The organism is Mesorhizobium sp. C416B, from assembly GCF_030323165.1.
Classification (GTDB): domain Bacteria; phylum Pseudomonadota; class Alphaproteobacteria; order Rhizobiales; family Rhizobiaceae; genus Mesorhizobium.
Genome location: NZ_CP100471.1, coordinates 4,467,534 through 4,490,500, shown reverse-complemented (window position 1 = coordinate 4,490,500; position 22,967 = coordinate 4,467,534). Strand labels below are relative to the sequence as shown.

Below are 22,967 nucleotides of genomic sequence, written 5' to 3'. Positions count from 1 at the left end.
CCTAGTTCGCGGCTTTGACCAGCTGGTCGCCCTGCACCGCGGTTGCCTGGCCCACCACGGCCGGTTCGGCGCCCTTTGGCGCCGGAATGTCTGGCCGCCAGCTCGGCAGCGGCACATCGGCGTATTCCTGGCCGCCCTGGTCGAGCATCGCCTTCGGCGCCGGCCCGGTGGCGCCGCCGAGGCCCACGGTAACCAGCGTCGGCACGTGGTCGAGCTTTTCCTGATAGGGCGATTTCGGCACGTCGGCACCCTTCGCGGCCACCGGCGGAGCCGCCTCGGACTGCTCGTGCGGCGCCTTCTTCCTGCAGATCTCATCATGCATGTCGTTGGGTGACATTGTATCGCCATAGGAAGGCATGGCCGCGACCGTGAGCCAGTTCGGGTCGGGCGTGGCAAAGCCCTGGTCGAGCAGCCTGGCGGCGGTCTCGGCACGGCTGATCGCCGATTTTTCGCCGAGCACGACCGCGACCAGCGTGCGGCCATTGCGTGTCGCCGAGCCGATCATGTTGAAGCCCGAGGGACAGACGAACCCGGTTTTCATGCCGTCGGCGCCGGGATAGCGCCCGATCAAGAGATTGTAGTTGGAGATCGCCTTCTTGCCGACGGCAAGGCCTTCGATCGAGAACCAGGGGGCGTATTGCGGGAATTCCTTGCGGATCGCCATCACCAGCAGGGCAAGATCGCGCGCCGTCGTATACTGCTCCGGCGAAAACAGTCCGTTCGGATTGACGAAATGCGTTCCGGTCATGCCGAGCCGCGCCGCCTCCGCATTCATGCGAACGGCGAATCCGACCTGCGAGCCGCCTATGTTTTCGCCGATGGCCATGGCGATATCGTTGGCCGATTTGACCAGCATCATCTTCAACGCATTGTCGAGCCGCATCACCGAGCCCGGCTTGAAGCCCATCTTGCTCGGCGGTTCGCCCGCCGAATGCTTGGTCACCTTGATCGGTGAATCGAGCTGGACCTCGCCGGCGGCAATCGCCCGGAAGGTGACATAGGCGGTCATCAGCTTGCTCAGCGAAGCGGGATACCAGCGCTTGAATGCGTCCTGGTGCTGCAGAACCTTGCCGCTGTTGAGGTCGAACAGGATCACCGGATTGGCCAAAGCTGGCCCAGCCAGCATGGGTAGCGCCAAGCCGCCCGTTAGCAGTAATTTGAGGATATGGCTGTGCCGCATCATGGAATCCGAAATCGCCTCTTGCCGTAGTCGCCCCTGGCTCCGTAAGATTTCGTTACGCGATGGCCAGCATGACCTGATCCGGCCCTCAATTTCCGGATCACATTGTCTGGGGTGCTATTTACCCTATGTGACGCCAAGATGGCAAAGTGCCAAGATGGCAACAAGCATGGCAATCACAATTGCAATCAAGCAGGCCAGATCGTCTGCTCCAACAGCGAGATGGAACCATTATGCCGATTCTCAACCGCGCCGCCGAGATGCAGGATGAAGTTGCCGGCTGGCGACGCCATCTGCACCAGACGCCAGAACTGAATTTCGATGTCTTCAAGACCGCCGCCTTCGTCACCGAGAAGCTGAAGGAATTCGGCTGCGACGACGTGGTGACGGGCCTCGGCAAGACCGGCGTCGTCGGCATCATCCATGGCCGCAAGGGGCAAGGCGCGACCATCGGCTTGCGCGCCGACATGGACGCGCTGCCGATCAACGAGATCACCGGCAAGCCCTATGCCTCGACCATTCCCGGCAAAATGCATGCCTGCGGCCATGACGGCCATACGGCGATGCTTTTGGGCGCCGCCAAATATCTGACCGAAACGCGCAATTTCGCCGGCTCGGTCGCGGTCATCTTCCAGCCGGCGGAAGAGGGCGGCGGCGGCGGCAACGAGATGGTCAAGGACGGCATGATGGAGCGTTTCGATATTTCGCGCGTCTTTGGCATGCACAACATGCCGGGCCTGCCGGTGGGCCAGTTCGCCATCCGGCCGGGCCCGATCATGGCGGCGACCGCCGAGTTCACCATCACCGTGAAGGGCCGCGGCGGCCATGCGGCGATGCCGCACGGCACGATCGACCCGATCGTCATCACCAGCCAATTGGTCGGCGCCCTTCAGACGGTCGCTTCGCGCAGCACCGATCCGGTCGAGGCGGTGGTGGTTTCGGTGACGAAGTTCCACGCCGGCGACGCCTACAACGTCATTCCCGAGACCGCCGAGATTGCCGGCACGGTGCGCACACTGAAGAAAGAGATCGCCAAGAAGTCGGAAGAGCGCATCCGCACCATCTGCGAAGGAATAGCCACCGCCTTCGGCGCGACGATCACTGTCGACTATGACGCCAACTATCCCGTGACCTTCAATCATCCGGAAGAAACGGTCTTTGCCGGCGATGTCGCGGCACATGTCGCCGGCGACACCCAGGTCCACCGCGCCATCCAGCCGGTGATGGGCGGCGAAGACTTCTCCTACATGCTGGAAGCCCGACCTGGCGCCTTCATCTTCATCGGCAATGGCGAGACCGCCGGCCTCCATCATCCGGCCTACGACTTCAACGACGAAGTCATACCGCACGGCATGAGCTACTGGGTGAAACTGGCCGAAACGGCGCTGGCAGCCTGACCTGCCCCGACGAAAGGCCGGCCGATTAGCCTTCGGCCGGCCTCTTCATTGCCTTCGGCGAGCCTCTTGGCGAAACGATCGGAAGCGGCTATGTGTCGGGCCGCGTGGTCCCGTAGCTCAGTAGGATAGAGCGGCAGATTCCTAATCTGTAGGTCACAGGTTCGATTCCTGTCGGGATCACCAGCAAGATCAAAGGCTTGGTGACTGAGATAGCCTGTCGGCATGTTGCAGCACTGATGGACTGGTTTTCGGTGATTTTCACGGACGCGACCAAGCAAGCAGCCTAACTTTAGTTCCATAGAAAAGTCCATCCCTGAGGTCTCAGGAGCGAGCTTTAAGCATCTACAGCCGCCAAGAGAATCGACCTCTTGCAAGTACAATTCCAGATCGAGCGATGGCTCCCAGTCAATCCGTTACGGTCTGAGTTCGGCGCCGCCAACTCAACCAAGCCGGCCGTATCCTAGCTGGCAACCAGGGGCACCGTGACGGTCGTGGCGTAATTTATCGGATACTGGTCGAAATACGGGAAAGCGATGACGAAGGCATAGCTGGCGGTCAGATGCGCCATCTTGAAACCGCCGCTGGCAGGGTCGGTCGCGATCGTCACAATGACGTTCTTCAGACCCAGGTTCACCAATTTCTGCGTGGCGATAGCCTGGATGTCGCTCTGCGAAAGCGTGTTGTTCAGCTGCAGCGCCCGAGAAGAGGTTTCCAGCGTATAGCGGACGGTCGACACGGCATTCATGGCCCAGCCGAAGGCGAAGATTCCGAACAAAAGCATCACCAGGAAAGGCGCGATCAAGGCGAATTCCAGCCCGGCTGCGCCGGAGCAGTCACGGCGCCACCTGGATCCGATCCTTTCAGCGGACACGGATCACCTCCTGATGGCTGATCGCGCGCGGGTCCGGGAAAACACCGAAGTTGAACGGGGGCACCCAGGTGCCCGTGGCCGTTATCTGGACGAAGACAGTCGGCAGCTTTGTTCCGCCGCAGATGGTGGTCTCATCCACGACCGTGGCGCCGCACAAATAGGAGCGGACCAGCACGACCGCGGCGTCCTCGGGCTTGTCGTTCCAGCTCGAAAGCGCGACCGCCTGCGTCCCGGTGTCATTGGACGCGCCGGCCATCACGAGATTGGCCGCGGTTTTAACGCCCGCGCGCATCTGCAGGTAACTCGTCACGTAGGACCAGCCGTCGGCGATGCCGAGGCAAACGAGGCACAGGACCGGCAGCAACATGGAAAACTCCACGGCAGCTATCCCGGATTTGTCCCGGACAATGCGCAAGGTCCGCCCACCCATCCGGCTACTCGACGAGCTGAACGGACTGCGTCGCCGGAATGTCTTCCATCCCTAGACTGGTGCAGTCCTGCTTGATGGTGGTACTGCCGGACCATTGGATGGTGTCGGCGACGACCTGAGTGCAGCCACCGTTCCCCGAGAAGTTGCCAAGGTAGTTGACCTGCTGCCTGGGAAAATAGATGGCGCCTGTCAAAAGCGAGTCCGCGGTGCCATTGAAGGTGCTCTGCGCCGCAGTCCCGGTCCTGTCGCCGTAGAACAGCACGCCGGAATAGGCTCCGGAGGTAGGCGCGCTCAGCGTCACCTTGGCGTTGCCGTTCATGCTGACGGTGTTGCTGCCTGCCATGAAGATGGTTACGCCGCTGCCCGCGACGACCGCGTTGGCGTTGACCTTCATACCGCCCTGCACGACGTAGACGCCGGGCTGCAGGGTGACGTTGCCGCTGAGGCTCATGCCGCTACAGTAGGTGCCAGGCTGGAGTGTTTGCGACGTCTTGTTGCCGTTGACATTCTTGCAAGGGTTGCCGGCTGTCGGCGTCGCCAAGCCGGAGAAAGGATCGGCTGCCGGCAAGGCTCGGGTGATGTTGGACTTGCAGACTGTGGTCGCTGGATTGTTCAGCACCATGCCGCCGACCGTGATCAGGCAGTCGGCCTTGAGCACCGCCGAGCCCTGCGTCTTTATGGCGTCCGAGGCAATCGAGTCCGACATGACCGAACAGCCGGTGAGGTTGACGGTGGTGTTGCCGGAAAAGAGCGCAGCCTGGGAGGCCGACGGACTGAGCGCCAGCACGCAAGCTTTGGAGGCGTCATTGATCAGCGCCACCGCCCTTGCCTGTTCGGCAACGGGCGCCTGGTTGAAAATCGCCGTGAAGTAGCGGTCGAGGTTCTGCTTGACGATGACCTCCACTGCCTTCTTCGCGGTGTTCGGGCCGGACAATGGCGGCGTGTTGACCTGGATCGTGCCCGGCGTGGCAAAATTGTTCGAGGTCGCGGACTGCGTGGCGGCGGCGATGATGGTCGGGTTATCGGAACCCGCGACTTTCTCGAGCGCGCCGGCATAGGCCGCGGCATCGGCAACGGCCTGCAGCTTAAGGCTGCTGTAATACCAGAAGGATGTCTCCACACCGAGGCCGGCGCCGCCAACCACGACCGGCAAGGTGAAGGCAAAGATGACGGCAACGTTACCGTTCGTGGCGCGCCTTAGGCGGCTCAAAGCAAACCAAATCCGGGTGAACGCGTTGGATGCCATATGTATTAGAAACCACGAATAGATAAACGAATGTCTAAAAACTCCATTCCGATTCGACGTAGTCAAACGGGCTAGCTAGGCGCAAGTTGCAGCGACCGCGCAACATCCTGTCGGAGGTTCCGCCCCAATCGACGAATGCGAAATATGCCGCTATCGCGAACTTTGTTGTCGACCAAGTGACATTTAAATGCCCCCTCTGCGAAGAAGCTATCGAGAAGACAGGGGACACCGCGCTGCCCGGTAAGGGGAAAGATCGGCTCACGCCGCCTCAGGAACTTTGTGCAATCCGTCCGGGGCTGGCTTTGAGGGCCACACGCCCGAAACCAACCACTCCAGCCACGATCAGTCCGTGAGGCGCCCACGAAACAACGTGGTGCCGTCGGTCAGCTGCGACCTGGAGATATCCCGGAACCCAGCCCCGGCCATCCACCCGCGATACTGACCTTCCGTGTACGATTCGCCCGCGCGGTAAAGGTTCAGGAAGGTGAGATTGAGAAAGACACCCTCAGGCGGGCCGAGACGGTCGTCATCGACGACACCCCACCCCGCAATTGCGATCTCGCCTCCTTGGGTGAGGCAACGCGCCGCGTTCAGGATCGAACTGCGCGCCTGGTCCGGCGGCAGGACCTGGACGACAGCCTTCAGGATTGCCAAGTCATGCCGGCCGGTCGATGGAGCGACCGTTATGTCGCCTTCTTCGACAACCACATCGCCGGCACCGTATTCCGACAGGATCGCTGGTGCGACCGCTGCGACCGTCGGGAGTTCCATCAAAGTCGCCGCAATATGCGGCCATCGCTCGCGAAGTCCGACCAGAATGGTCCCGGCGCCGCCGCCGATGTCGATCACCGAACGGACCGCCGAGAGGTCCAGCTCACGGGCCAGATTCCGGCCGAAAATCACCCCTCCCGGTGCGAGCATGCGGCTGAACGCCGCTGCGGATTCTGGCCCCGCTTCAGAAAAGTCATGCAGCGCGGCCGGCCGGTTCTGCCGCAGCGACTCTGCGGTCAAAAGGTCGGCTCCCCAGAGTTCGCGCAGCAGCACATGATCGCCGCCGCGATAGGTCGGCTTGGACGCGTCGAGAAACTTCGACGCTTCGGCTCCGTTGCGAAACCGACCATCCTTGACGTCGAGGAGACCGATGCTGGCGAGCGCGTAGAGGAGCCGCGACAGACGAGCGGGCTCGACTTTGAGCGCTGCCCCAAGGCTGTCGGCAGTCGCAGCATCGCCGCCGAGCCGGGTGAAGATGCCAAGGTCCAGCCCGGCACGAAGCGCCAAGGCAGGGGGCACCCCTGCGATCAGCTTGTCGATCCGATCGGAATCCACCATGTCATATCCCGTTGTGCGATCCAGGATCGACTTTGAACAGCTCGGCCAACCTCGTCAAATCAGTTCACCAGCGCGCCGCTCTCCGCGTCGAGCAGGTTCAGCTTGCGGTATCGGGTTCGACGTAAAGCGTATCTCCGGGGCCGGCGCTGATCCCACCAGCGCCCGCGACCGTTGTGCGCCGGCCCGGCATGCCTTGGAAGTCCGGCTGTGATGATGGCTGGCCGCGCCTTCGAACGCTACGCAGGCAAGGCCAGCAGCGCCAGTCCGGCCAGCGCCGAGCCGGCCAATGTCGGCAGCATGCCGATCCTCAGTTTCAGCATGGCGACCATAGCGGCTGCCGCCAGCAGCGCGGCACGCCAATCCAGCGACGACAGCACCGGCACCTCCATGCCCAGGCCAACGCGGTGCACCGCGCCGAAGACGACATGAAGTGCGAACCACAGCGCAAGGTTCATCACCACGCCGACGACAGCCGCTGTGATCGCACTCAGCGCCGCCGACAGTGCCTTGTTGCCGCGCAGCGCCTCGATGTAGGGGGCACCGAGAAAGATCCAGAAGAAGCACGGCACGAACGTCACCCAGAGCGTCAGCAATGCGCCGAGCGATCCGGCGACAAGCGGTCCCATCGCACCGGCGTGACGATAGGCGGCGACGAAGCCGACGAATTGCAGCACCAGGATCAATGGTCCCGGCGTCGTCTCGGCCAGGCCAAGCCCATCGACCATTTCACCCGGCGCCAGCCAGCCGAACGAGGTCACCGCTGCCTGCGCGACATAGGAGAGTGCGGCGTAGGCGCCGCCGAATGTGACCACCGCCATCAGGCTGAAGAAGCCGCCAAGCTGTGCCCAAACACTGGCAGGGCCGGTCAGCGCCAGGATCAGTACGACCGGCCCGAGCCAGATCGGCAGCCAGATCGCGATGGTGCGCGGCGCGTGCCATTTCGTCGGCTTGGTGTGAGCGAGTTCGCCGCGTTCGAACATGACGTCGACGGCGCCCCTGACATCGGGCAAATTGTCCTTGCCGCGTGCGGCTGCGGAAAAACGCGCCGGTGCCAAGCGGTTGCCGATCCAGCCGGTTAGCCCTGCAACCAGGATGATCAGCGGAAACGGCAGCCTGATGACATGAATGGCAAGGAACGCGGCCACCGCGATCGCCATCATCACCCGGTTCTTGAGCGCCCGTTTGCCGATGCGGAGGACCGCCTCGACGACGACGGCCAGCACCGCCGCCTTGATGCCGAAAAACAGCGCCTCGATGACGGGCGCATCATTGTAAAGCACGTAGAAGATGCTGAGGCCCAGCATGACAAACGCACCGGGCAGCACGAACAGGATGCCGGCAACGAGGCCGCCGGCGGTCCGGTGCAGCAGCCAGCCGATATAGATGGCGAGCTGCTGTGCCTCGGGGCCTGGCAGAAGCATGCAGTAGTTGAGCGCATGCAGGAACCGCTGCTCGCCGATCCAGCGGCGATCCTCGACCAATTCCTTGTGCATCAGCGCGATCTGTCCGGCCGGCCCGCCGAAGGAGAGCAGGCCGATCCTTGCCCACAGTTTCGCGGCTTGGCGGAAGGTCGGGACGATCGGAGCCTCGGTAGCCTGTGCATCGTCGTCCGCGGCGAGGGCGCTCATGGCGCTTTGCCCGCGCTGGGCCAATTGTGGGTTTCGTCAGTGGCATCGCGGCACCATCTGAAGAACGCATCGTAGAGCAGCATGCCGGCATCAAGCTGTTCGAGATCGTCGCGGAACATGCGCGACAGCCCGAGCGATGCAGCGAGGAACCCGGCCGCCTGCGGTACGAGATCGAGGCGCGCCGTATCGGCTGCACGCACGATCAGCGCAAGGCGATCGAGCGCTTCGGACCGCAACCCGAACTCTTCGATCATCGTGTCGAAGGTGCAGCGCTCGCCGCGATGGCTCCAGAACACGTCGTCGATGTCGAAGGCAACTGCCCCAAACCGATCGGCGGCCGCCAGCACTTCAGACGGCTCGACAAACAGGAACACCGCTGAGGGATCGACGAAGCGGCGGATCAGCCAGGGACAGGCGATGCGGTCGACCTTGGGGCGGGCACGCGTCACCCAGACCGTGCGGCCCTTGTCGTCGCGGGGCGGTATCTTGTCGGCCTTGACCAGAAGTCCCTTGGCCGCCTGCCACGCCTCGAAGCCGCCTTCAAGGGATTCGGCAGCAATGCCCTCATGGCGCAGCCATGCGGCAACGCCTTGCGAGAGCTTCAGCCCCTTCTGGCAGATGACGACAGCATGAGCCCCCGTGAACTCGGCCGCCCAGCTCGAAACAGACTTGAAGTCGCGCCGGCACGAGGCCGGAAGCAGGCGCGGATCGGCGTCGTAGTCTTCGTCGATGCGGACATCGACAAGAACAGGCGCGTCGGACAGACCGACAAGGCGGGAAAGCTGCGCTACGGTGATTGCGGTTGTTGACGGCATGGCGTCCACCTCCAGAGTGAGAGTTTGGACGCGATCATTGGGCTGACGCCTCACGGGGTCGTCGCGAAGGAACCCCTTGCCACAATGCTGGATTGATCCTTCGCCTTTGTCAAGGAAAGAGCGGCGCCGGGGGACCGCGCCTACTGCGCCGTCCAGCCGCCATCCATCGGCAAGGTGGTGCCGGTGATCTGTCTGGCTGCGTCAGAGCACAGGAACAGGGTCAGCGCGGCGAGCTCCTGGACGGTGACGAATTGCTTCGTCGGCTGCGCTGCCAGCAGCACGTCGTGCTTGACCTGTTCCTCGGTCATGCCGCGCGCCTTCATCGTGTCGGGGATCTGCTTTTCGACCAGTGACGTCCAGACATAGCCGGGCGCGATGGCGTTGACGGTGATGCCGTCCTGCGCGACTTCCAGCGCTACCGTCTTGGTCAGACCCGCTATGCCGTGCTTGGCCGAGACGTAAGCCGACTTGAACGGCGAGGCGACCAGTGCATGCGCCGACGCGGTATTGATGATGCGGCCCCATTTGCGCGCCTTCATGCCGGGCACCACGGCCTTGATCGCGTAAAAGGCGGCCAGCAGATTGATGCGGATGATGGCTTCCCACTTGTCATCGGGAAACTCCTCGATTGGCGCGACATGCTGTATCCCGGCATTGTTGACCAGAATGTCAAGGCTGCCCAAGGCCTGCTCGGCTTCGTGCACCATGGCGGTCACCGCTGCGCCGTCCATCATGTTGGCGCCGGAGTAGCGGCACTGGACGCCGAAATCCTTCTCGATGCCGGCGCGCTCCTGTTCGATCGCCGCGGCTTCGCCAAGGCCGTTGATCGTGACGTTGGCGCCCTCGGCGGCAAGGGCGCGCGCAATGGCCAGACCAATGCCGCTGGTCGATCCGGTGACGAGCGCATTCTTCGAAGACAGGGAACCCATGGAGATCTCGCGACTGTTGGGAGGACTACAAAGGCACATAGTTTGTGCGCCGCAACATGACAATGCCATAACCATATGTCGGCGCGATCACAGCCCTAAAACGCGCTTTGCCGGCCTCGCCGAGCGCCGTCTCAAGGCTGACACGGCAGTGTTATGGTGCGGCGCAACATAGTCGGCCGCGCATTCGCGCAGTCATTCCTGAACCATCAATCCAACGAATCAGGGGGCTGTAGCTTGAAATCGCCGATGTCGTGATGCGTGCCTATGCCATGCCGCTCACCAACCGTCCTTTCCGCCCGGCCCGTATCGCTTCTTCGACCGCGACGCCCTGAGCTATCCCGCAATCTCCAGCAGGGCCGATACCAGCAAGCGGCGTTCGTCGGCGGAAAGCACGTCGGAATCGAAGAGGTTCATGCTGCGCAGCCCTTCGATGGCCAGAAAGCAGACCAGCAGCGTCTTCAGGTCCGGCGTCTCGCTCTTCAGCCGCTGCAGCAGCTGCGACTTGAAGGCTTTTATCGGCGTCAGGAAATCCGGATCCTCGGCGATCGCCGAGAATATCCACGAAGCCGTCGGCTTCGGCTCCTCGCAATCATCCGCCGAGAGCCGGATATAGGTGGCGAGCAGGCTCTCGCCGCTGGCGCCGGCGACACGGCCCGATTCCAGCGCCAGCTCGAACGCGCGCAGGTAATTCTCCACCAGGCCCTGCATCAGTTTGGCCTTGGTCGGAAAGTTATATAACAGGCCGCCTTTCGACACGCCGGCGCGGCTGGCGACGGCGTCAAGCGACAGGCTGCCGGGACCGGTCTCGCGTGCGACATCGGCGGCGGCGGCGAGTATCTTGTCGCGCGAATTTGCCCTTTGGGTCTTCATCGATCCCTTCCCCCGCACCAGCCTAGGCGGAATTGACAAGACCGTCCAGACGGTACAGTAAGTTCGCCGTCATTTGTAATCGGGACCTGGCGTCGATAAGTGTCCCGCTATTCGGCTATTTTGCCGGACATCGGCCGAGGGGACAGTTCGTGAAGCGCTTCATCTCTATCACCGCAATTCTGCTTCTGCTCGGTCTGGTGTGCGTCGGCGTTGTCGGCTTCAACCTGTTCCGCGACAACGCTATCAAACAGTATTTCGCCACCATGAAGCCGCCGGCGACGACCGTATCGACGGTTGTCGTCAAGCCTTCCGACTGGACGCCGGGCGTCGAGGCGATCGGCACGGTACGCGCCGTGCGCGGTGTCGACCTTACCGTCGAGACCAGCGGCATCGTCAAGGACATCCTTTTCCATGCCAACCAGAAGGTGCCGGTCGATTCGGTCCTGCTGCAGCTCGACGATGCCGTCGAACGCGCGGATCTCGTCGCGGCCAAGGCGCAGTCCGTGTCCGACAAGACGGCACTCGAACGCGCGCTGGAACTGCAACGGCGCGGCGTCGGCACGGACGCCACGCTCGACACCGCTCAAGCCGCTGCATCGGCCTCCGCCGCGCAGGTCAACAAGCTGCAGGCCGTGCTCGATCAGAAGCAGCTGACGGCGCCGTTCGCCGGCACCGTGGGCATCCCCAAGATCGACCTCGGCCAATATCTCTCGCCCGGCAACGCAGTGGTGACCTTGCAGGATCTGGACACCATGCGGGTCGATTTCTCGGTACCCGAACAGCAGCTGCCGCTGCTCAAGATAGGCCAGGCGGTGCGGCTCGGCCTCGGCGGCACCGGCGGCGGCGCCGACATGCCGTTTGCCGGCTCCATTCGCGGCATCGATCCCAAGATCGACGCTTCAAGCCGCCTGGTGTCCGTCCGCGGCGAGGTCGCCAACCCTGACGGCAAGCTGACGCCCGGCCAGTTCGTCCAGGTTCGCGTCGAGCTGCCGCAGGAGAAAAACATTCTGTCCTTGCCGCAGACGGCATTGACGTCGAGCCTGTATGGCGACTTCGTCTTCGTCGTCGTTCCGGCGAAGCCGGCGGAAGGCGCCCCAGCCGCGAAACCCGAGGAAAAGCCTGCTGCAGGGGCCGACGCGACAAAGCCGGCGGCAGATGCAAAGCCGGCCGGCGCGAAACCGGCTGCCGAAGACGCCGCGGCGAAGCCCGCGGACAAGCCGGCTGTCGACCCCGCGAAGCCCGCGGCAGAACCGGAAAAGCCGGCGCTCGTGCTGTCGCAGGTGTTCGTGAAGCCCGGCCGCCGCAACGACGGCATGGTCGAGATCATCGAGGGCATCAAGGCCGGTGACGAGGTCGTCACCGCCGGTCAGAACCGTCTCTTCAACGGCATGTCCGTCGCTGTCGACAACACCATTGACCCCAGCAAGTCGGCTAACCAGCAGGCTCAGCAATGAACTTTTCCGACATCTTCATTCGCCGGCCGGTCCTCTCCACCGTCCTCGCCTGCATGATCCTGCTCCTGGGTTTCCAGGGCATCTTCAACCTGTCGATCCGGCAGTATCCCAAGGTTGACGAGACGGCGATCACCATCACCACCGCCTATCCCGGCGCCAGCGCCGACCTGATCCAGGGCTTTATCTCCGCCCCGATCGCGCGGGCCGTCGCCTCGACCGAGAACATCGACTACGTCACCTCGTCCAGCCGGCCGTCTTCGAGCACCGTGGTCGTCCAGATGAAGCTCGGCTCCAATCCGGATGTCGCGCTCACCGAGGTCCTGTCGAAGGTGCAGGGCGTACGCGGCACCTTGCCGGATGCATCCAAGGACCCGGTCATCGTCAAGGGCACCGGCCAAGAGTTCGCGATGATGTACATCTCGATGCAGAATCCGAACATGAGCAAGGAGCAGCTCACCGAATATATCGAGCGCGTCGTGCGGCCCCGCATGTCGACGGTCGAAGGTGTCGCCGACGTGCAGATCTTCGGCGCCGAGGAATATTCGATGCGGGTCTGGATCGACCCGGTCAAGCTTGCTGCGCGTGGCGTCACCGCCGCCGAAGTGCTGGCGGCGATCAACAACTCCAACTTCCTGTCGGCGCCCGGCAACACCGAGAACGAATATGTCGTCTCTTCGATCACGGTTCGCTCGACGCTGCAGACGCCTGAGGCCTTTGCCGAGCTTCCGCTGCGCTCGACGGACGGCCAGGTGGTGCGCTTGCGCGACGTGGCGCGAGTCGAGCTTGCCGCCGAGAGCACCGACACGAGGGTGAGCTTCAATGGCAAGCCCGGCACCTTCCTCGCCATCTTCCCGACGCCGGCCGCCAACCCGCTGACAACGGCGGAGGCGATCCACAAGATCGTGCCTTTGATTCAAGAGACGCTGCCGAAAGGCATGACCATCGAAATCGTCTACGATTCCACCGAACAGATCAGCGCCTCGATCGATGAAGTGTTCAAGACCATCGCCGAAGCCGTCGCCATCGTCGTCGTGGTCATCCTGTTGTTCCTCGGCTCATTCCGCTCGGTGATGATGCCGATCGTGACCATCCCGCTGTCGCTGGTCGGCGTCTGCTTCCTTTTGTTTGCGGTCGGCTATTCGATCAACCTTCTGTCGCTGCTGGCCATGGTGCTGGCCATCGGCCTTGTCGTCGACGACGCTATCGTGGTGGTGGAGAACATCCATCGCCACATGGAAGAGGACCACATGTCGCCGATGCAGGCGGCCTTCAACGGCATGCGCGAGATTTTCTCCGCCATCGTGGCCATGACCATCACGCTCGCCGCCGTGTTCGCGCCGCTGGCCTTCACCGGCGGCCTGACCGGCGCGCTGTTCCGCGAGTTCGCGGTGACGCTCGCCGGTTCGGTGGTGCTGTCCGGCCTCATAGCCGTCACCATCACGCCGATGATGGCGGCGCGTCTGCTCAAGGCGGGATCGCACAGTCGCTTCCAGCGCGTCGTCGACGGAACCTTCAGCCGTGTCGAGCATGTCTATGAGCGGGCGGTCACCGCCTCCTTGAGAAATCGACCGGTGACGCTGCTGATGGTCGTGGCGCTGGTTGCGCTCACCGGCTTCATGTTCACCAAGACCTCGAGCGAACTGGCGCCGGAAGAGGACCAGGGCTTCCTCTTGTCTATCGTGACGGCACCGCGCTACGCGACCTCGGACTACACCGAGACCTACGTCAACCAGATCCTCGGCCTGGTGAAGGACATTCCCGAAACCAGGGCGCAATTCTCCGCCGTTGCCTTTGGCGGCGCCACCAACGGCGCCTTTGTCGGCTTCGCCTTCAAGGATTGGGCCGAGCGCCAGCGCAACTCAAAGGAGCTTCAAGCCGATATCCAGGGACGCCTCGGCAAGGTGGCCGGCGTCGAGGCCTTCGTCTTCGCGCCGCCGACGCTGCCGGGCTCCGGCGGCGGCCTGCCGATCTCCATGGTGGTGCGCTCGACCGGTGGTTCCGCCGAGGTCTACGAGGCGGCCGAGCAGATTAAGAACAAGGCGCAGGCCTCCGGCCGCTTCATCGTCGTGCAAAACTCGATGTCCTTTGACGCTCCGCAGGTGACGGTGACCATCGACCGCGACCGCGCGGCGGCTCTCAACCTGCCGATCGCCGACATCGGCCAGACGCTGACGCTGCTGGTCGGCGGCGCCGAAGTGGCTCAGTTCGACCGCGACTCCAACAGCTACGACATCATCCCGCAGGTGCCGAAGGAATTCCGCGACAATCCCGAGAAGCTCGGCGAATATTTCGTGCGTAGCGTGACCGGCGAAATGGTGCCGCTTTCAGCGGTGGTGAAGATTTCGACCAACGCCGCGCCGGCCGCGATCGAGCAGTTCAACCAGCTGAACTCGGCGACGATATCAGCGCTGCCGCTTCCCGGCGTCACCACGGGCGACGGGCTGCAGACCCTGGAGAACCTTGCCAAGGAGAGCCTGCCCGATACCTTCTTCATCGATTATTCCGGCCAGTCCCGGCAGGAGAAGGAGCAGGGCAACACGATCCTTATCGCGTTCGCAGCCGCCGTAATCGTCATCTATCTGGTGCTGGCGGCGCAGTTCGAAAGCTTCCGCGACCCGCTGATCATCATGATGGCGGTGCCACTGTCGATCTTTGGCGCCATCGTGCCGCTCAATCTGGGGCTTGGAACGCTCAATATCTACACGCAGGTCGGCCTGATCACACTGATAGGTCTGATCACCAAGCATGGCATTCTTCTGGTCGAGTTCGCCAACCAGCAGCGCGAGCTGCATGGCATGAGGCGGCGCGATGCGATCGTCGCCTCGGCCAAGGTGCGCTTGCGGCCGATCCTGATGACGACAGCGGCGATGGCGCTCGGCGTCGTGCCGCTGATCGTGTCCAGTGGTGCTGGTGCGGCGGCGCGCTATTCGATGGGCCTCGTGATCTTCACCGGCATCCTGGTCGGAACCATGTTCACCCTGTTCGTGGTGCCGATGTTCTACACCTTCATCGCCAGCAAGGACCTGCCGCACCACGCCGAAAAGCCAGACCCGAAGCTGATGCCGGTGCACGCGGACTGAGCTGCGAACGGCGTTAGCGAACAAACGAAAAGAGGCCGGAAATTTCCGGCCTCTTTTTTGACTGGATTGATTTACCGCGAAGCTCTGATGGAGCTTCAGGCGGGAACTTGCGGTGCGGCATGACCTGGCCGGCTGCGCTGCACCATTGCTCCAAACGCAGTCTGCTACTTGACGATGACGATGCTGGTGTTGGTCGGGCCGAAGGTTTCGACCAACTGGTAGAAGTCGGCGGCATTGTCGGGATGCAGCCGCACGCAGCCATGCGACGCCGGCCGTCCCAGCCGCTTGATGGCGTTGGTCGCATGCACGGCGTAGCCGCCGCTGAAGAAGACCGAGTGCGGCATCGGCGCGTTGTCGTATTTCTTCGAATGCCACATCTCGTGCATGCGGGTCGGCTTGAACGAGCCGGTCGGCGTGACATGCGCACTGTCGCCGGTCGAGACCTTCCAGGCGAAAGTCGGCCGGCCATCGACCAGCACTTCCATGGTCTGCTGCGACAGCGAAACACGCGCGACGATCTGGTTTGCCGCGGCATGGGCGGTGCTGTTGGCGGCGCCAAGCAGAAGCGCGGCGCCGGCAGCGGCGGCGGTGACGCTGATGAGTTTGGCGGAAATGGCTTTGTACATGATGGCTCCCCTTTGCCGGCCCGGCCGGCGTCAATTCGATGGCCGTTTATCCCTGCGTCATGTTTCAAGCTGATTTCGGTTGACGCTCGTTTGTGTTTCGAATCTGTTTCCTCGGATTAACAAGCAAGGTGGACAACAAGGAGCGTGCTCCCGTCTTCGCTGCGCACTCCCGATCACCCACCGCGCCCACAAACGAAAGTGCTGATGTCCTTATATGAAAGAAGATTGGCTTCGCTCGAAACCGACTTGCAACAAAGCGCGGCCTGGGCGGCATGATCTGGTTACAGGCTCGCGGCACAGTCATCCCAACGAGAACAGCCGGCGCCAACGAAAATGAGCATCAAATCGACCACCCTGTCCTGGTACTTCAGGATAAGCATCGCCGCATTTGTCGTCGGCGGCATCGGCACAGTAGCCGGCACCCCGATGACGAAACTGGCGGTGATGAATTCGGGTGAGATTTCGACGCTGCATGCCGCGCTGTTCATAGCCTTGGTCTGGATTGTCTCCAGTCTGCGCATCAACCGTCTCAGGGCCCTCTGGCGGGTCGGCCTCGGGTTGAAGTGGATGCGCGGCCCCTCCGGCAACTTGCTGCCGAGAGGACCGAAGGCCCGCGTCGCAACGGGGGGCTCCGTGGGCGACGCGGGCACTTCGGGTTTATCCTGAAGCACCCGCGGTTCTGATTTTTGGGGACAACCGATGAAGACGAAATCTGCAGCCTCCGTGCTTTCGGTACTGCTCTATGCACAAGGCCTGCTCGGCTTTGCCGGTCTCGCCACGGTTCTTCTGAAGGACCGCGCGCATGCCGCCAGCGAAATCGTAGTCGCCAGCGAATTGCCGTCGGGACCATCGCTTCTGGTGGTGCGCTGACGCCTATGCGTGGCGCCCAAGATTGCGCAGCTTTTTCGGGCGAGCCGAGGAACAATCCAGCCTCCCAACCCTCAGTCGGCGCGCTGCGTCGGCGGGTCGAACCGGTAGCCTGCGCCGCGTATAGTTGTGATGGTTTCGGTGTCGAGCTTGCGGCGCAGCCGCACGATGCGCGAATCGATCGAGCGGTCGAAGGCATCGGCATTTTCGGCGGGCGCCGCCGCAATGATGTCGTCGCGCGTCAGCACCTTGCGCGGGCTGGCCAGAAACAGCCTGAGCAGCGCCACCTGGCCCGGGGACAGCTGTTCTTCCGTACCCGAACGGTGCATGACGATGGCCGACCGCAAATCGACGGTGGCATTTTCCAGCACGATCAGTTCCTGGGCGGACCTGCCGCGCCGCGTCAGCAGGCCGCCGATGCGCGCGGCAAGCTCCCTGACATTGAGCGGACTTTCGACGACATCTGCGGCGCCAAGCTCGAGCGCCAGCACCTTGTCGACCAGATCGGCCGGCCGGCAGATCAGGATGAAATCCGGCCCCGCCTTCCCGTCCGCGCTCTGGCCGCCGCCATAACGCCTGAGCAGGTCCCGCCCCTCCGCCTGGCTGAGGCTGTCGCCGACGATGACGATATCGATGCCTCCGGCCGAAAGCAGGGATTCAGCTTCCCAGGGCTGCCGCGCCTCGCGCACGTCATGGCCGCGCCGGTCGAGATGATCGGCAAGATCGCCGGCCACCACATCGGCGACGGAAACCAGCGCGATGACGGATCGTGCAGCCATGTTTTTCTTCCCGTTCCCCCGCAACCGGATATGAGTGCTGGACATCATGTTTATACCCAATCTACTTTCCGCTGAAAGCGGGAGCGAGGCCATAGTGCGGGCACGGATTGTCGTCGTCGAGGACGAGCCCGATCTCCGGGACGCGGTCGCCGAGTATCTCGGCGCCAACGGCTACGATGTGACCCAGGCCGGAAGCGCGGCCGAGGCGCGCGCCTTGCTGGAGACGGAACCGTTTCATTTGGCCATTCTCGACATCGCCATGCCGGGCGAGGACGGACTGTCGCTCGGCCGCTGGCTGCGCTCGAAAATACCGGTCGGCATCATCTATGCCACGGCTGCCGGCACCGCACTCGACCGCATTGTCGGGCTGGAGCTTGGCGCCGACGACTACATCGTCAAGCCCTACGAGTTGCGTGAGGTGCTGGCTCGTGTGCGCAGCGTGCTGCGCCGCGTTCCGCAGCCGAGCCCGCCCCAGGCGGCGAAGACACAAGCCGATGGCGGCCGCCGCCTGACCTTCGGCCCGTTCCAGGCCGACCTCGACGGCAGGCTTGTCACCGGCGCCAACGGCGCCGTCATCGACATGGCCAAGAGCGAGTTCGATGTGCTGGAGGTTTTCCTGACCCGCGCCAACCGGCTGTTGACGCGATCGGCGATCTCCGAGGCGATTGGTTTTGTTGAGGATCCTGAATCGTCGCGCGCCGTCGACATTCGCATCATGCGGCTGCGCAAGAAGATCGAAACCGATCCGGCCAATCCGAAATTTTTGCGCACAGTGCGCGGCGAAGGCTATATCTTCTCGCTGCCGACCGGTGACGGGCACTAGAGCAATTACAGGAAAAGTGTACGCGGTTTTTCCGCCCGGAATTGCGTAAAAACAAAGAGATAGAGCGCTTCTCCGTTTCCGTGAAACGGTGAAACGCTCTAGCAATTCCAGGAACAGTACGTAGCGATTTTCCGTTCGGGATTGCATTGAAACATGGAGCGTTTCACCTTTTTCGTGAAATGCTCCATAGCTGCCTAATCCGACGGCCCTTTACTGATGGCTGACATGACCGCTGAACCAGCACCACGCATGGACCCGCAAGGCGCTCGCCAGAGCGCCGCGATGACGGCTGTGCGAGTCGTCCGCCGGTTGCGCGATGCCGGCGACTGGCAGCGCGAGATGGAAACCATCCTCGAAACGCTCTGCAGCGCCATGAATTGCCAGCGCGGCATCCTGTTCAGGCTGCGCGAATTGCCCGGCCAGGGCTTCGCCCAATCGGTCGCCGCCTACTGGATCGATCCTCGCTTCGGCGGCGAACTGGCTTCGCCGACGGTGATCATGCAGTCGATCGTCGATACCGATCCGCTGCTGGAGCGGATTGGAGAGGACGAGCGGCAAGGCAAAATCTTCGCCGGCCATACGCGCGATCTCGACGGGTTCCTCAGGGCCGATTTCGAAAAGCAGCACATCAAGTCGTTCCTGTCGGTATCGGTGTTCGCGCACGGTCATCTGTGGGGCACGTTCGCGGTCAATGACTGCCTAAACGAGCGCGAATGGACCGAAGAGGAAGAGGCGACGATGCACATCATCGCGCTCGCCATCGGCGACGCCATCGAGCACTCGCCGTCCGACGCCCATGCCAGCGAAGTCATCCGCCGCACCATGCTGCAGGCGTCGCTCGACGCCATCATCGTCATCGACGAGACCGGCTCGATCATCGAATTCAATCCGGCCGCCGAAAAGATGTTCGGCTATCAGCGCAGCGACATCCTCGGCAAGGACCTGCTCGATACCGTGGTGCCGGAATATTACCGCAAGGGCTATGTCTCGGGCGCCGAATACATGTCTGGCCGCGGCGCGCCGATGGTTGGCCAGCGGCTTGAGACCGTGACACAGAATGCGGCCGGCGAGGTGTTTCCCATCGAATTGACGGCGACCGAGATGCGGGTGGCCGACCGTCAGCTCATCTTCGGTTCGATCCGCGATCTGCGCGATAAGCTGCGCGCCGAAGAAGAGATCAACCGCCAGCGCGAAAAACTGCACCAGAACGAGAAGATGGCGGCGATGGGTTCGCTGCTGGCCGGTGTTTCGCACGAGCTCAACAATCCGCTCGCCGTGGTCGTTGCTCAGTCGACGCTGCTGCATGAATTCGCCACCGACCCGCAGACCAAGGTTCGCGCCGAGAAAGTGCGCGCCGCTGCCGAGCGCTGCGGCCGCATCGTCAAAAGCTTCCTGTCGATGGTGCGCCTGCATCCGGCGGCGCAGGCCGAGACCGATCTCAACCAGGTGATCCGCGCGGCACTCGAAGTGACCGCCTATGGCGCACGCTCGAGCGGCATCATCATCGACACCGATTTCGCGCCCGGCCCGCTGCTGGCGATGGCCGATGCCGACCACGTCACGCAGGTGGCCGCCAATTTCCTGATCAACAGCCAACACGCTCTGGCCGGTATCGGCGGCGACCGCCTGATCAAGGTGCGGACATTCCGCAGCGATCGCGGCAACCCCGGGTTTTCGGTCGAGGACAACGGACCGGGCATTCCCGAGGCGATCCGCAGCCGCATCTTCGAATCCTATTTCACCACCAAGCCGGTCGGCGTCGGCACCGGCATCGGCCTGTCGATCTCGAAATCGATCGTCGAGCGCCACAACGGCAATATCTGGTTCGAGGAGGTGCTGCCGCGCGGCGCGCGCTTCGTCGTCCAGCTGCCGGTAATCACCGGCGGCGCGGCAGCAGCCGGCGACAGCCCGGCTCGTTCCAGCGGCTTGCGCTATGCGCTGATCATCGACGACGAACCCGACGTCGCCGGCTCCCTCTCCGACATCCTGGAACTGATGGGTATCAAGTCGCGGGTTGTGCCGGCCTGGACGTCGGCGGCGGCGACCTTGACCGGCCACATGCCGCCAGACATCGTCTTTTCCGACTTGCGCATGCCCGGCACCAGCGGCATTGCCATCTACCGCGAATTGCTCGCCGACAACCTGGCGCTGACCAAACGCTTCGTGCTGGTCACCGGCGACCTGATCGGCGCCAAGGCCGAGATCGAAGCCTTGCCGGCGCCGCAGCGCCCGCAAATCCTGGAAAAGCCGTTCTCGACGCTGGACGTCCGCGGCGTACTCTCGGCAATAGCCGACCAGGTCGCCGCCGCCGGCTAAGTTTTCGAAGCACCCACGTAGGGTCTATCGAGATTCGGGTCAGGCCGAGTCGAGAATGGTGGTTCCCGAGAACCGGAGCGGAGCGTACTTGAAGTACGCGAGCACCGGAAGCGCAGGGAACCTCCATGCGCAGGCCGGCCTCACCCGAATCTCGATAGACCCTAAAAAAGAGGCTCCCGACCGAGGGAAGCGGCGGGAGCCAAGAACGAGCGCGGGAGGAAGCGCTCGGGAGGTTCAGAAAACGTTGGGTGTCGTGGTCAGCGGCGCTGCGTTGGCGATCATGCGGACGGCACGCGCCTTGTGCACGCCGGACTGGGCGGCGATGACGCGCAGGCACTCCGCGCTCTCGGCGCCCCAGGCCTGGCCCTGGCAGGCAAAATCGATTTCCGGCTCCGGCAGCCGGGCGGTCTTGATGGTGGTCAGCGCGCCCTGGACGACATTGGCCGGCGGGTTGAGCGAAGCGAAGGCCGGACCGGAAGCCGGTGTCAGGAACATGACGGCCAGAGCGCAGGCGCCCAGCATGGAGAACATCGCAACCGGATGGTCGCTGGCGCGCTGACGCAGTGCCGGTTTGGCGCGCCGTTCGTTGCTGGTGATCTCGATTTTCGTATGCATTGCTGCTCCCCTTCGTTTTCTTATGAAACGAACCTAAGCGCGCCTGGTAACGGGCGAATGATGCGCTTGGCTTGCCCGCGTAACAGGTTTGAAACAAGAAATTCGGGCATATCCGGACAGATCCGGTCATGTGCCGACGGCAAGATGCATTTGCGAAGCTGTTTCATGCGCGCAATCAAATGTTGACGACAGGCGGGCCGCGAACGCACCAAGCCCGCTTCCTGTCGGCCGCACTATGAACAAGCTCACACTGCGGATCGAATTTGCGGACGCCAGGTATTTTTCGTCTCGGAGCGGGCCGTGTTTGCAAGCTCGGCACGGCCAAATCCGCATGCCGGACAGCTATTTCACGACCCCGGTTAACGCCCGGATATTCCGGGATTTTCTGGCTTTCAGCCGGCCCTGTTGTGCCGACTTGAAAAGTTGAGATTTCTACAAGCCATTGCATTTCAACGCAAAATATGGTTTTATTGAATGAGTATTCAATAAAAGAAGAGCTTTTTTATGAACCCGCATCTCCGTGACGTGGCGATCCCCAATGATTGGGACCGGCGGGGTCTGCCGGGCTGGAGTTATCACTCCGACGCGCTTCTCGAACTTGAGAAGGAATACGTCTTCCGCAACCATTGGCAGATCGCCGGCCATGTCTGCGACGTGCCGAATGCCGGCGACTATCTGACTATGGACGTGGTCGGCGAGCGGGCGCTCATCGTGCGCGGCAAGGACGGCGTCTTGCGCGCCTTCAACAACATGTGCCGGCATCGCGGCAGCCGCGTCGTCGCCGACAGCCAGGGCACCTGCAAGAACGCGCTAGTCTGCCCGTTCCATGGCTGGGTCTACAATCTCGACGGCACGCTGCGCGGCGCCGCCCGGCCGCGCTCCTTCCCCGAGCTCGACAAGACCGAATTCGGCCTGATGCCGCTCGACCTTGAGATATGGATGGGCTTCATCTTTGTCCGCTTTCGCAAGGGGGGCCCGCAGCCTTCGGTGGCCGAACTGTTGAAGCCGATCGAGGCCGAGATGGCCCACTACAATGCGGCCGAGATGGTGCCGTCCTGGGGCATCTGGACACAGAAAACGCCGGTCAACTGGAAGTCGGTGCGCGACGTCGACAATGAAGGCTACCACGTCGCCATGGCGCATCCGGCGCTGCAGGATCTCTACGGCTCGACCTATTTCGATGAGCCGTTCATCAACGGCGTGTCGCGCTCGTTTGCCACCTACAATCCGCATGCCGGCCGGCGCTGGAGCGTGCGCGAATACATCAAGCTCACGCCCGATGCCTCACACCTGCCGGAGCATCTGCGCAGGGCCTGGATCTATTACGGCATCTTCCCCAACAACGCGCTGTCGATCATGCCGGAATCGGTGCAGTTCTATCAGGAGTTCCCGCTGTCGACCGGCGAGACGCTGCTGCGCGGCGCCATCTACCGCTACCCCGACGAGACCCGGGAACAGGCGGCCGCCCGCTATCTCGCCTACCGCATCGACCGCGATACCATGAACGAGGACGTGCAGCTTTCCGTCTGGTCAAACGAGTCCATGATCTCGGAGGCCTTCGAGGGTTTTTATCTCTCCGACCTCGAATACGGTGTGCGCACCCACCACGACCATCTGCGCAAGCAGATCCCGGTGCTGGGCCTGGAGACGGCGCCGGAGGAGAAGGACATGTGGAACCTCAATGAGGCTATGCGCTCGCAGGTGTAGGGGCG

The 22,967-nt window shown here is 62.8% G+C and carries 20 protein-coding genes and 1 tRNA gene; 9 read left to right on the top strand and 12 right to left on the bottom strand.

Annotation, left to right across the window (positions count from 1 at the left end):
• Position 1: 1 nt before the first annotated feature.
• Positions 2–1,180, bottom strand: a complete 1,179-nt coding sequence (locus NLY43_RS21940) for a D-alanyl-D-alanine carboxypeptidase family protein (protein WP_023711696.1) — start codon at positions 1,178–1,180, stop codon at positions 2–4.
• 233 nt (positions 1,181–1,413) lie between these two features.
• On the opposite strand from NLY43_RS21940, the gene NLY43_RS21935 reads away from it, so the two are divergent.
• Both NLY43_RS21935 and NLY43_RS21930 read left to right on the top strand, forming a co-directional pair.
• Positions 1,414–2,577 carry a M20 aminoacylase family protein gene (locus NLY43_RS21935; RefSeq protein WP_023699100.1) on the top strand — a complete coding sequence of 388 codons (1,164 nt, stop codon included), beginning with the start codon at positions 1,414–1,416 and terminating at the stop codon, positions 2,575–2,577.
• A gap of 106 nt (positions 2,578–2,683) precedes the next feature.
• Positions 2,684–2,760 (top strand) — tRNA-Arg (locus tag NLY43_RS21930).
• A 277-nt stretch (positions 2,761–3,037) separates the two neighbouring features.
• On the opposite strand, the gene NLY43_RS21925 is transcribed toward NLY43_RS21930, so the two are convergent.
• The 8 genes from NLY43_RS21925 to NLY43_RS21890 all read right to left on the bottom strand — a co-directional run bounded on the left by NLY43_RS21925 (position 3,038) and on the right by NLY43_RS21890 (position 10,695).
• Positions 3,038–3,448 carry a TadE/TadG family type IV pilus assembly protein gene (locus NLY43_RS21925; protein WP_023708223.1) on the bottom strand — a complete coding sequence of 137 codons (411 nt, stop codon included), beginning with the start codon at positions 3,446–3,448 and terminating at the stop codon, positions 3,038–3,040.
• Positions 3,438–3,878, bottom strand: a complete 441-nt coding sequence (locus tag NLY43_RS21920) for a TadE/TadG family type IV pilus assembly protein (protein ID WP_031199391.1) — start codon at positions 3,876–3,878, stop codon at positions 3,438–3,440. Before NLY43_RS21920 ends, NLY43_RS21925 begins: the two co-directional genes overlap by 11 nt.
• Before the next feature lie 4 nt (positions 3,879–3,882).
• A complete protein-coding gene (locus tag NLY43_RS21915; RefSeq protein WP_502882146.1) occupies positions 3,883–5,088 on the bottom strand; it encodes a pilus assembly protein TadG-related protein in 1,206 nt (401 codons plus the stop codon).
• 378 nt (positions 5,089–5,466) lie between these two features.
• The gene (locus NLY43_RS21910) at positions 5,467–6,453 is read right to left on the bottom strand and encodes a methyltransferase (RefSeq protein ID WP_023711693.1); all 987 of its coding nucleotides are present in this window, start codon (positions 6,451–6,453) and stop codon (positions 5,467–5,469) included.
• Positions 6,454–6,689: 236 nt separating this feature from the next.
• Positions 6,690–8,081, bottom strand: a complete 1,392-nt coding sequence (chrA, locus tag NLY43_RS21905) for a chromate efflux transporter (RefSeq protein ID WP_023711692.1) — start codon at positions 8,079–8,081, stop codon at positions 6,690–6,692.
• Positions 8,078–8,896 carry a chromate resistance protein ChrB domain-containing protein gene (locus NLY43_RS21900; protein ID WP_023670055.1) on the bottom strand — a complete coding sequence of 273 codons (819 nt, stop codon included), beginning with the start codon at positions 8,894–8,896 and terminating at the stop codon, positions 8,078–8,080. Before NLY43_RS21900 ends, chrA begins: the two co-directional genes overlap by 4 nt.
• A 140-nt stretch (positions 8,897–9,036) precedes the next feature.
• On the bottom strand, positions 9,037–9,825 hold the full coding sequence (locus NLY43_RS21895; protein WP_023711691.1) for a 3-hydroxybutyrate dehydrogenase: 789 nt from the start codon (positions 9,823–9,825) through the stop codon (positions 9,037–9,039).
• Positions 9,826–10,158: 333 nt separating this feature from the next.
• Positions 10,159–10,695 carry a TetR/AcrR family transcriptional regulator gene (locus NLY43_RS21890; protein WP_023693712.1) on the bottom strand — a complete coding sequence of 179 codons (537 nt, stop codon included), beginning with the start codon at positions 10,693–10,695 and terminating at the stop codon, positions 10,159–10,161.
• A gap of 149 nt (positions 10,696–10,844) precedes the next feature.
• Here NLY43_RS21890 and NLY43_RS21885 point away from each other — a divergent pair, with 149 nt between their 5' ends.
• Positions 10,845–12,149 (top strand): efflux RND transporter periplasmic adaptor subunit, encoded by a 1,305-nt coding sequence (locus NLY43_RS21885; RefSeq protein ID WP_023711690.1) that lies wholly within the window; start codon positions 10,845–10,847, stop codon positions 12,147–12,149.
• On the top strand, positions 12,146–15,229 hold the full coding sequence (locus NLY43_RS21880; protein WP_023696405.1) for an efflux RND transporter permease subunit: 3,084 nt from the start codon (positions 12,146–12,148) through the stop codon (positions 15,227–15,229). The genes NLY43_RS21885 and NLY43_RS21880 overlap by 4 nt, the downstream gene beginning before the upstream one ends.
• Before the next feature lie 164 nt (positions 15,230–15,393).
• Here the strand turns inward: NLY43_RS21880 and NLY43_RS21875 are convergent, their stop codons facing one another.
• Positions 15,394–15,855: a L,D-transpeptidase gene (locus tag NLY43_RS21875; protein ID WP_023711689.1), complete on the bottom strand. Its 462-nt coding sequence runs from the start codon at positions 15,853–15,855 to the stop codon at positions 15,394–15,396.
• 333 nt (positions 15,856–16,188) lie between these two features.
• Between NLY43_RS21875 and NLY43_RS21870 the strand changes: the two genes are divergently transcribed.
• Both NLY43_RS21870 and NLY43_RS21865 read left to right on the top strand, forming a co-directional pair.
• Entirely contained in the window at positions 16,189–16,521 is a 333-nt protein-coding gene (locus NLY43_RS21870) for a hypothetical protein (protein ID WP_023713277.1), read from the top strand.
• 33 nt (positions 16,522–16,554) lie between these two features.
• The gene (locus NLY43_RS21865) at positions 16,555–16,725 is read left to right on the top strand and encodes a hypothetical protein (protein ID WP_023670062.1); all 171 of its coding nucleotides are present in this window, start codon (positions 16,555–16,557) and stop codon (positions 16,723–16,725) included.
• 71 nt (positions 16,726–16,796) lie between these two features.
• Here NLY43_RS21865 and NLY43_RS21860 read toward each other — a convergent pair whose 3' ends face one another.
• Positions 16,797–17,501 carry a response regulator transcription factor gene (locus NLY43_RS21860; protein ID WP_023670063.1) on the bottom strand — a complete coding sequence of 235 codons (705 nt, stop codon included), beginning with the start codon at positions 17,499–17,501 and terminating at the stop codon, positions 16,797–16,799.
• Between the two features lie 94 nt (positions 17,502–17,595).
• Between NLY43_RS21860 and NLY43_RS21855 the strand changes: the two genes are divergently transcribed.
• The gene (locus NLY43_RS21855; RefSeq protein ID WP_023711688.1) at positions 17,596–18,324 is read left to right on the top strand and encodes a response regulator; all 729 of its coding nucleotides are present in this window, start codon (positions 17,596–17,598) and stop codon (positions 18,322–18,324) included.
• 225 nt (positions 18,325–18,549) lie between these two features.
• Complete coding sequence (locus NLY43_RS21850) at positions 18,550–20,640, top strand: hybrid sensor histidine kinase/response regulator (RefSeq protein ID WP_023711687.1); 2,091 nt, start codon at positions 18,550–18,552, stop codon at positions 20,638–20,640.
• Positions 20,641–20,874: 234 nt separating this feature from the next.
• Here NLY43_RS21850 and NLY43_RS21845 read toward each other — a convergent pair whose 3' ends face one another.
• Positions 20,875–21,255 (bottom strand): hypothetical protein, encoded by a 381-nt coding sequence (locus tag NLY43_RS21845; RefSeq protein WP_023701367.1) that lies wholly within the window; start codon positions 21,253–21,255, stop codon positions 20,875–20,877.
• Between the two features lie 504 nt (positions 21,256–21,759).
• Between NLY43_RS21845 and NLY43_RS21840 the strand changes: the two genes are divergently transcribed.
• Positions 21,760–22,962 carry an aromatic ring-hydroxylating oxygenase subunit alpha gene (locus NLY43_RS21840; protein WP_023711686.1) on the top strand — a complete coding sequence of 401 codons (1,203 nt, stop codon included), beginning with the start codon at positions 21,760–21,762 and terminating at the stop codon, positions 22,960–22,962.
• The last annotated feature ends 5 nt before the right edge of the window (positions 22,963–22,967 follow it).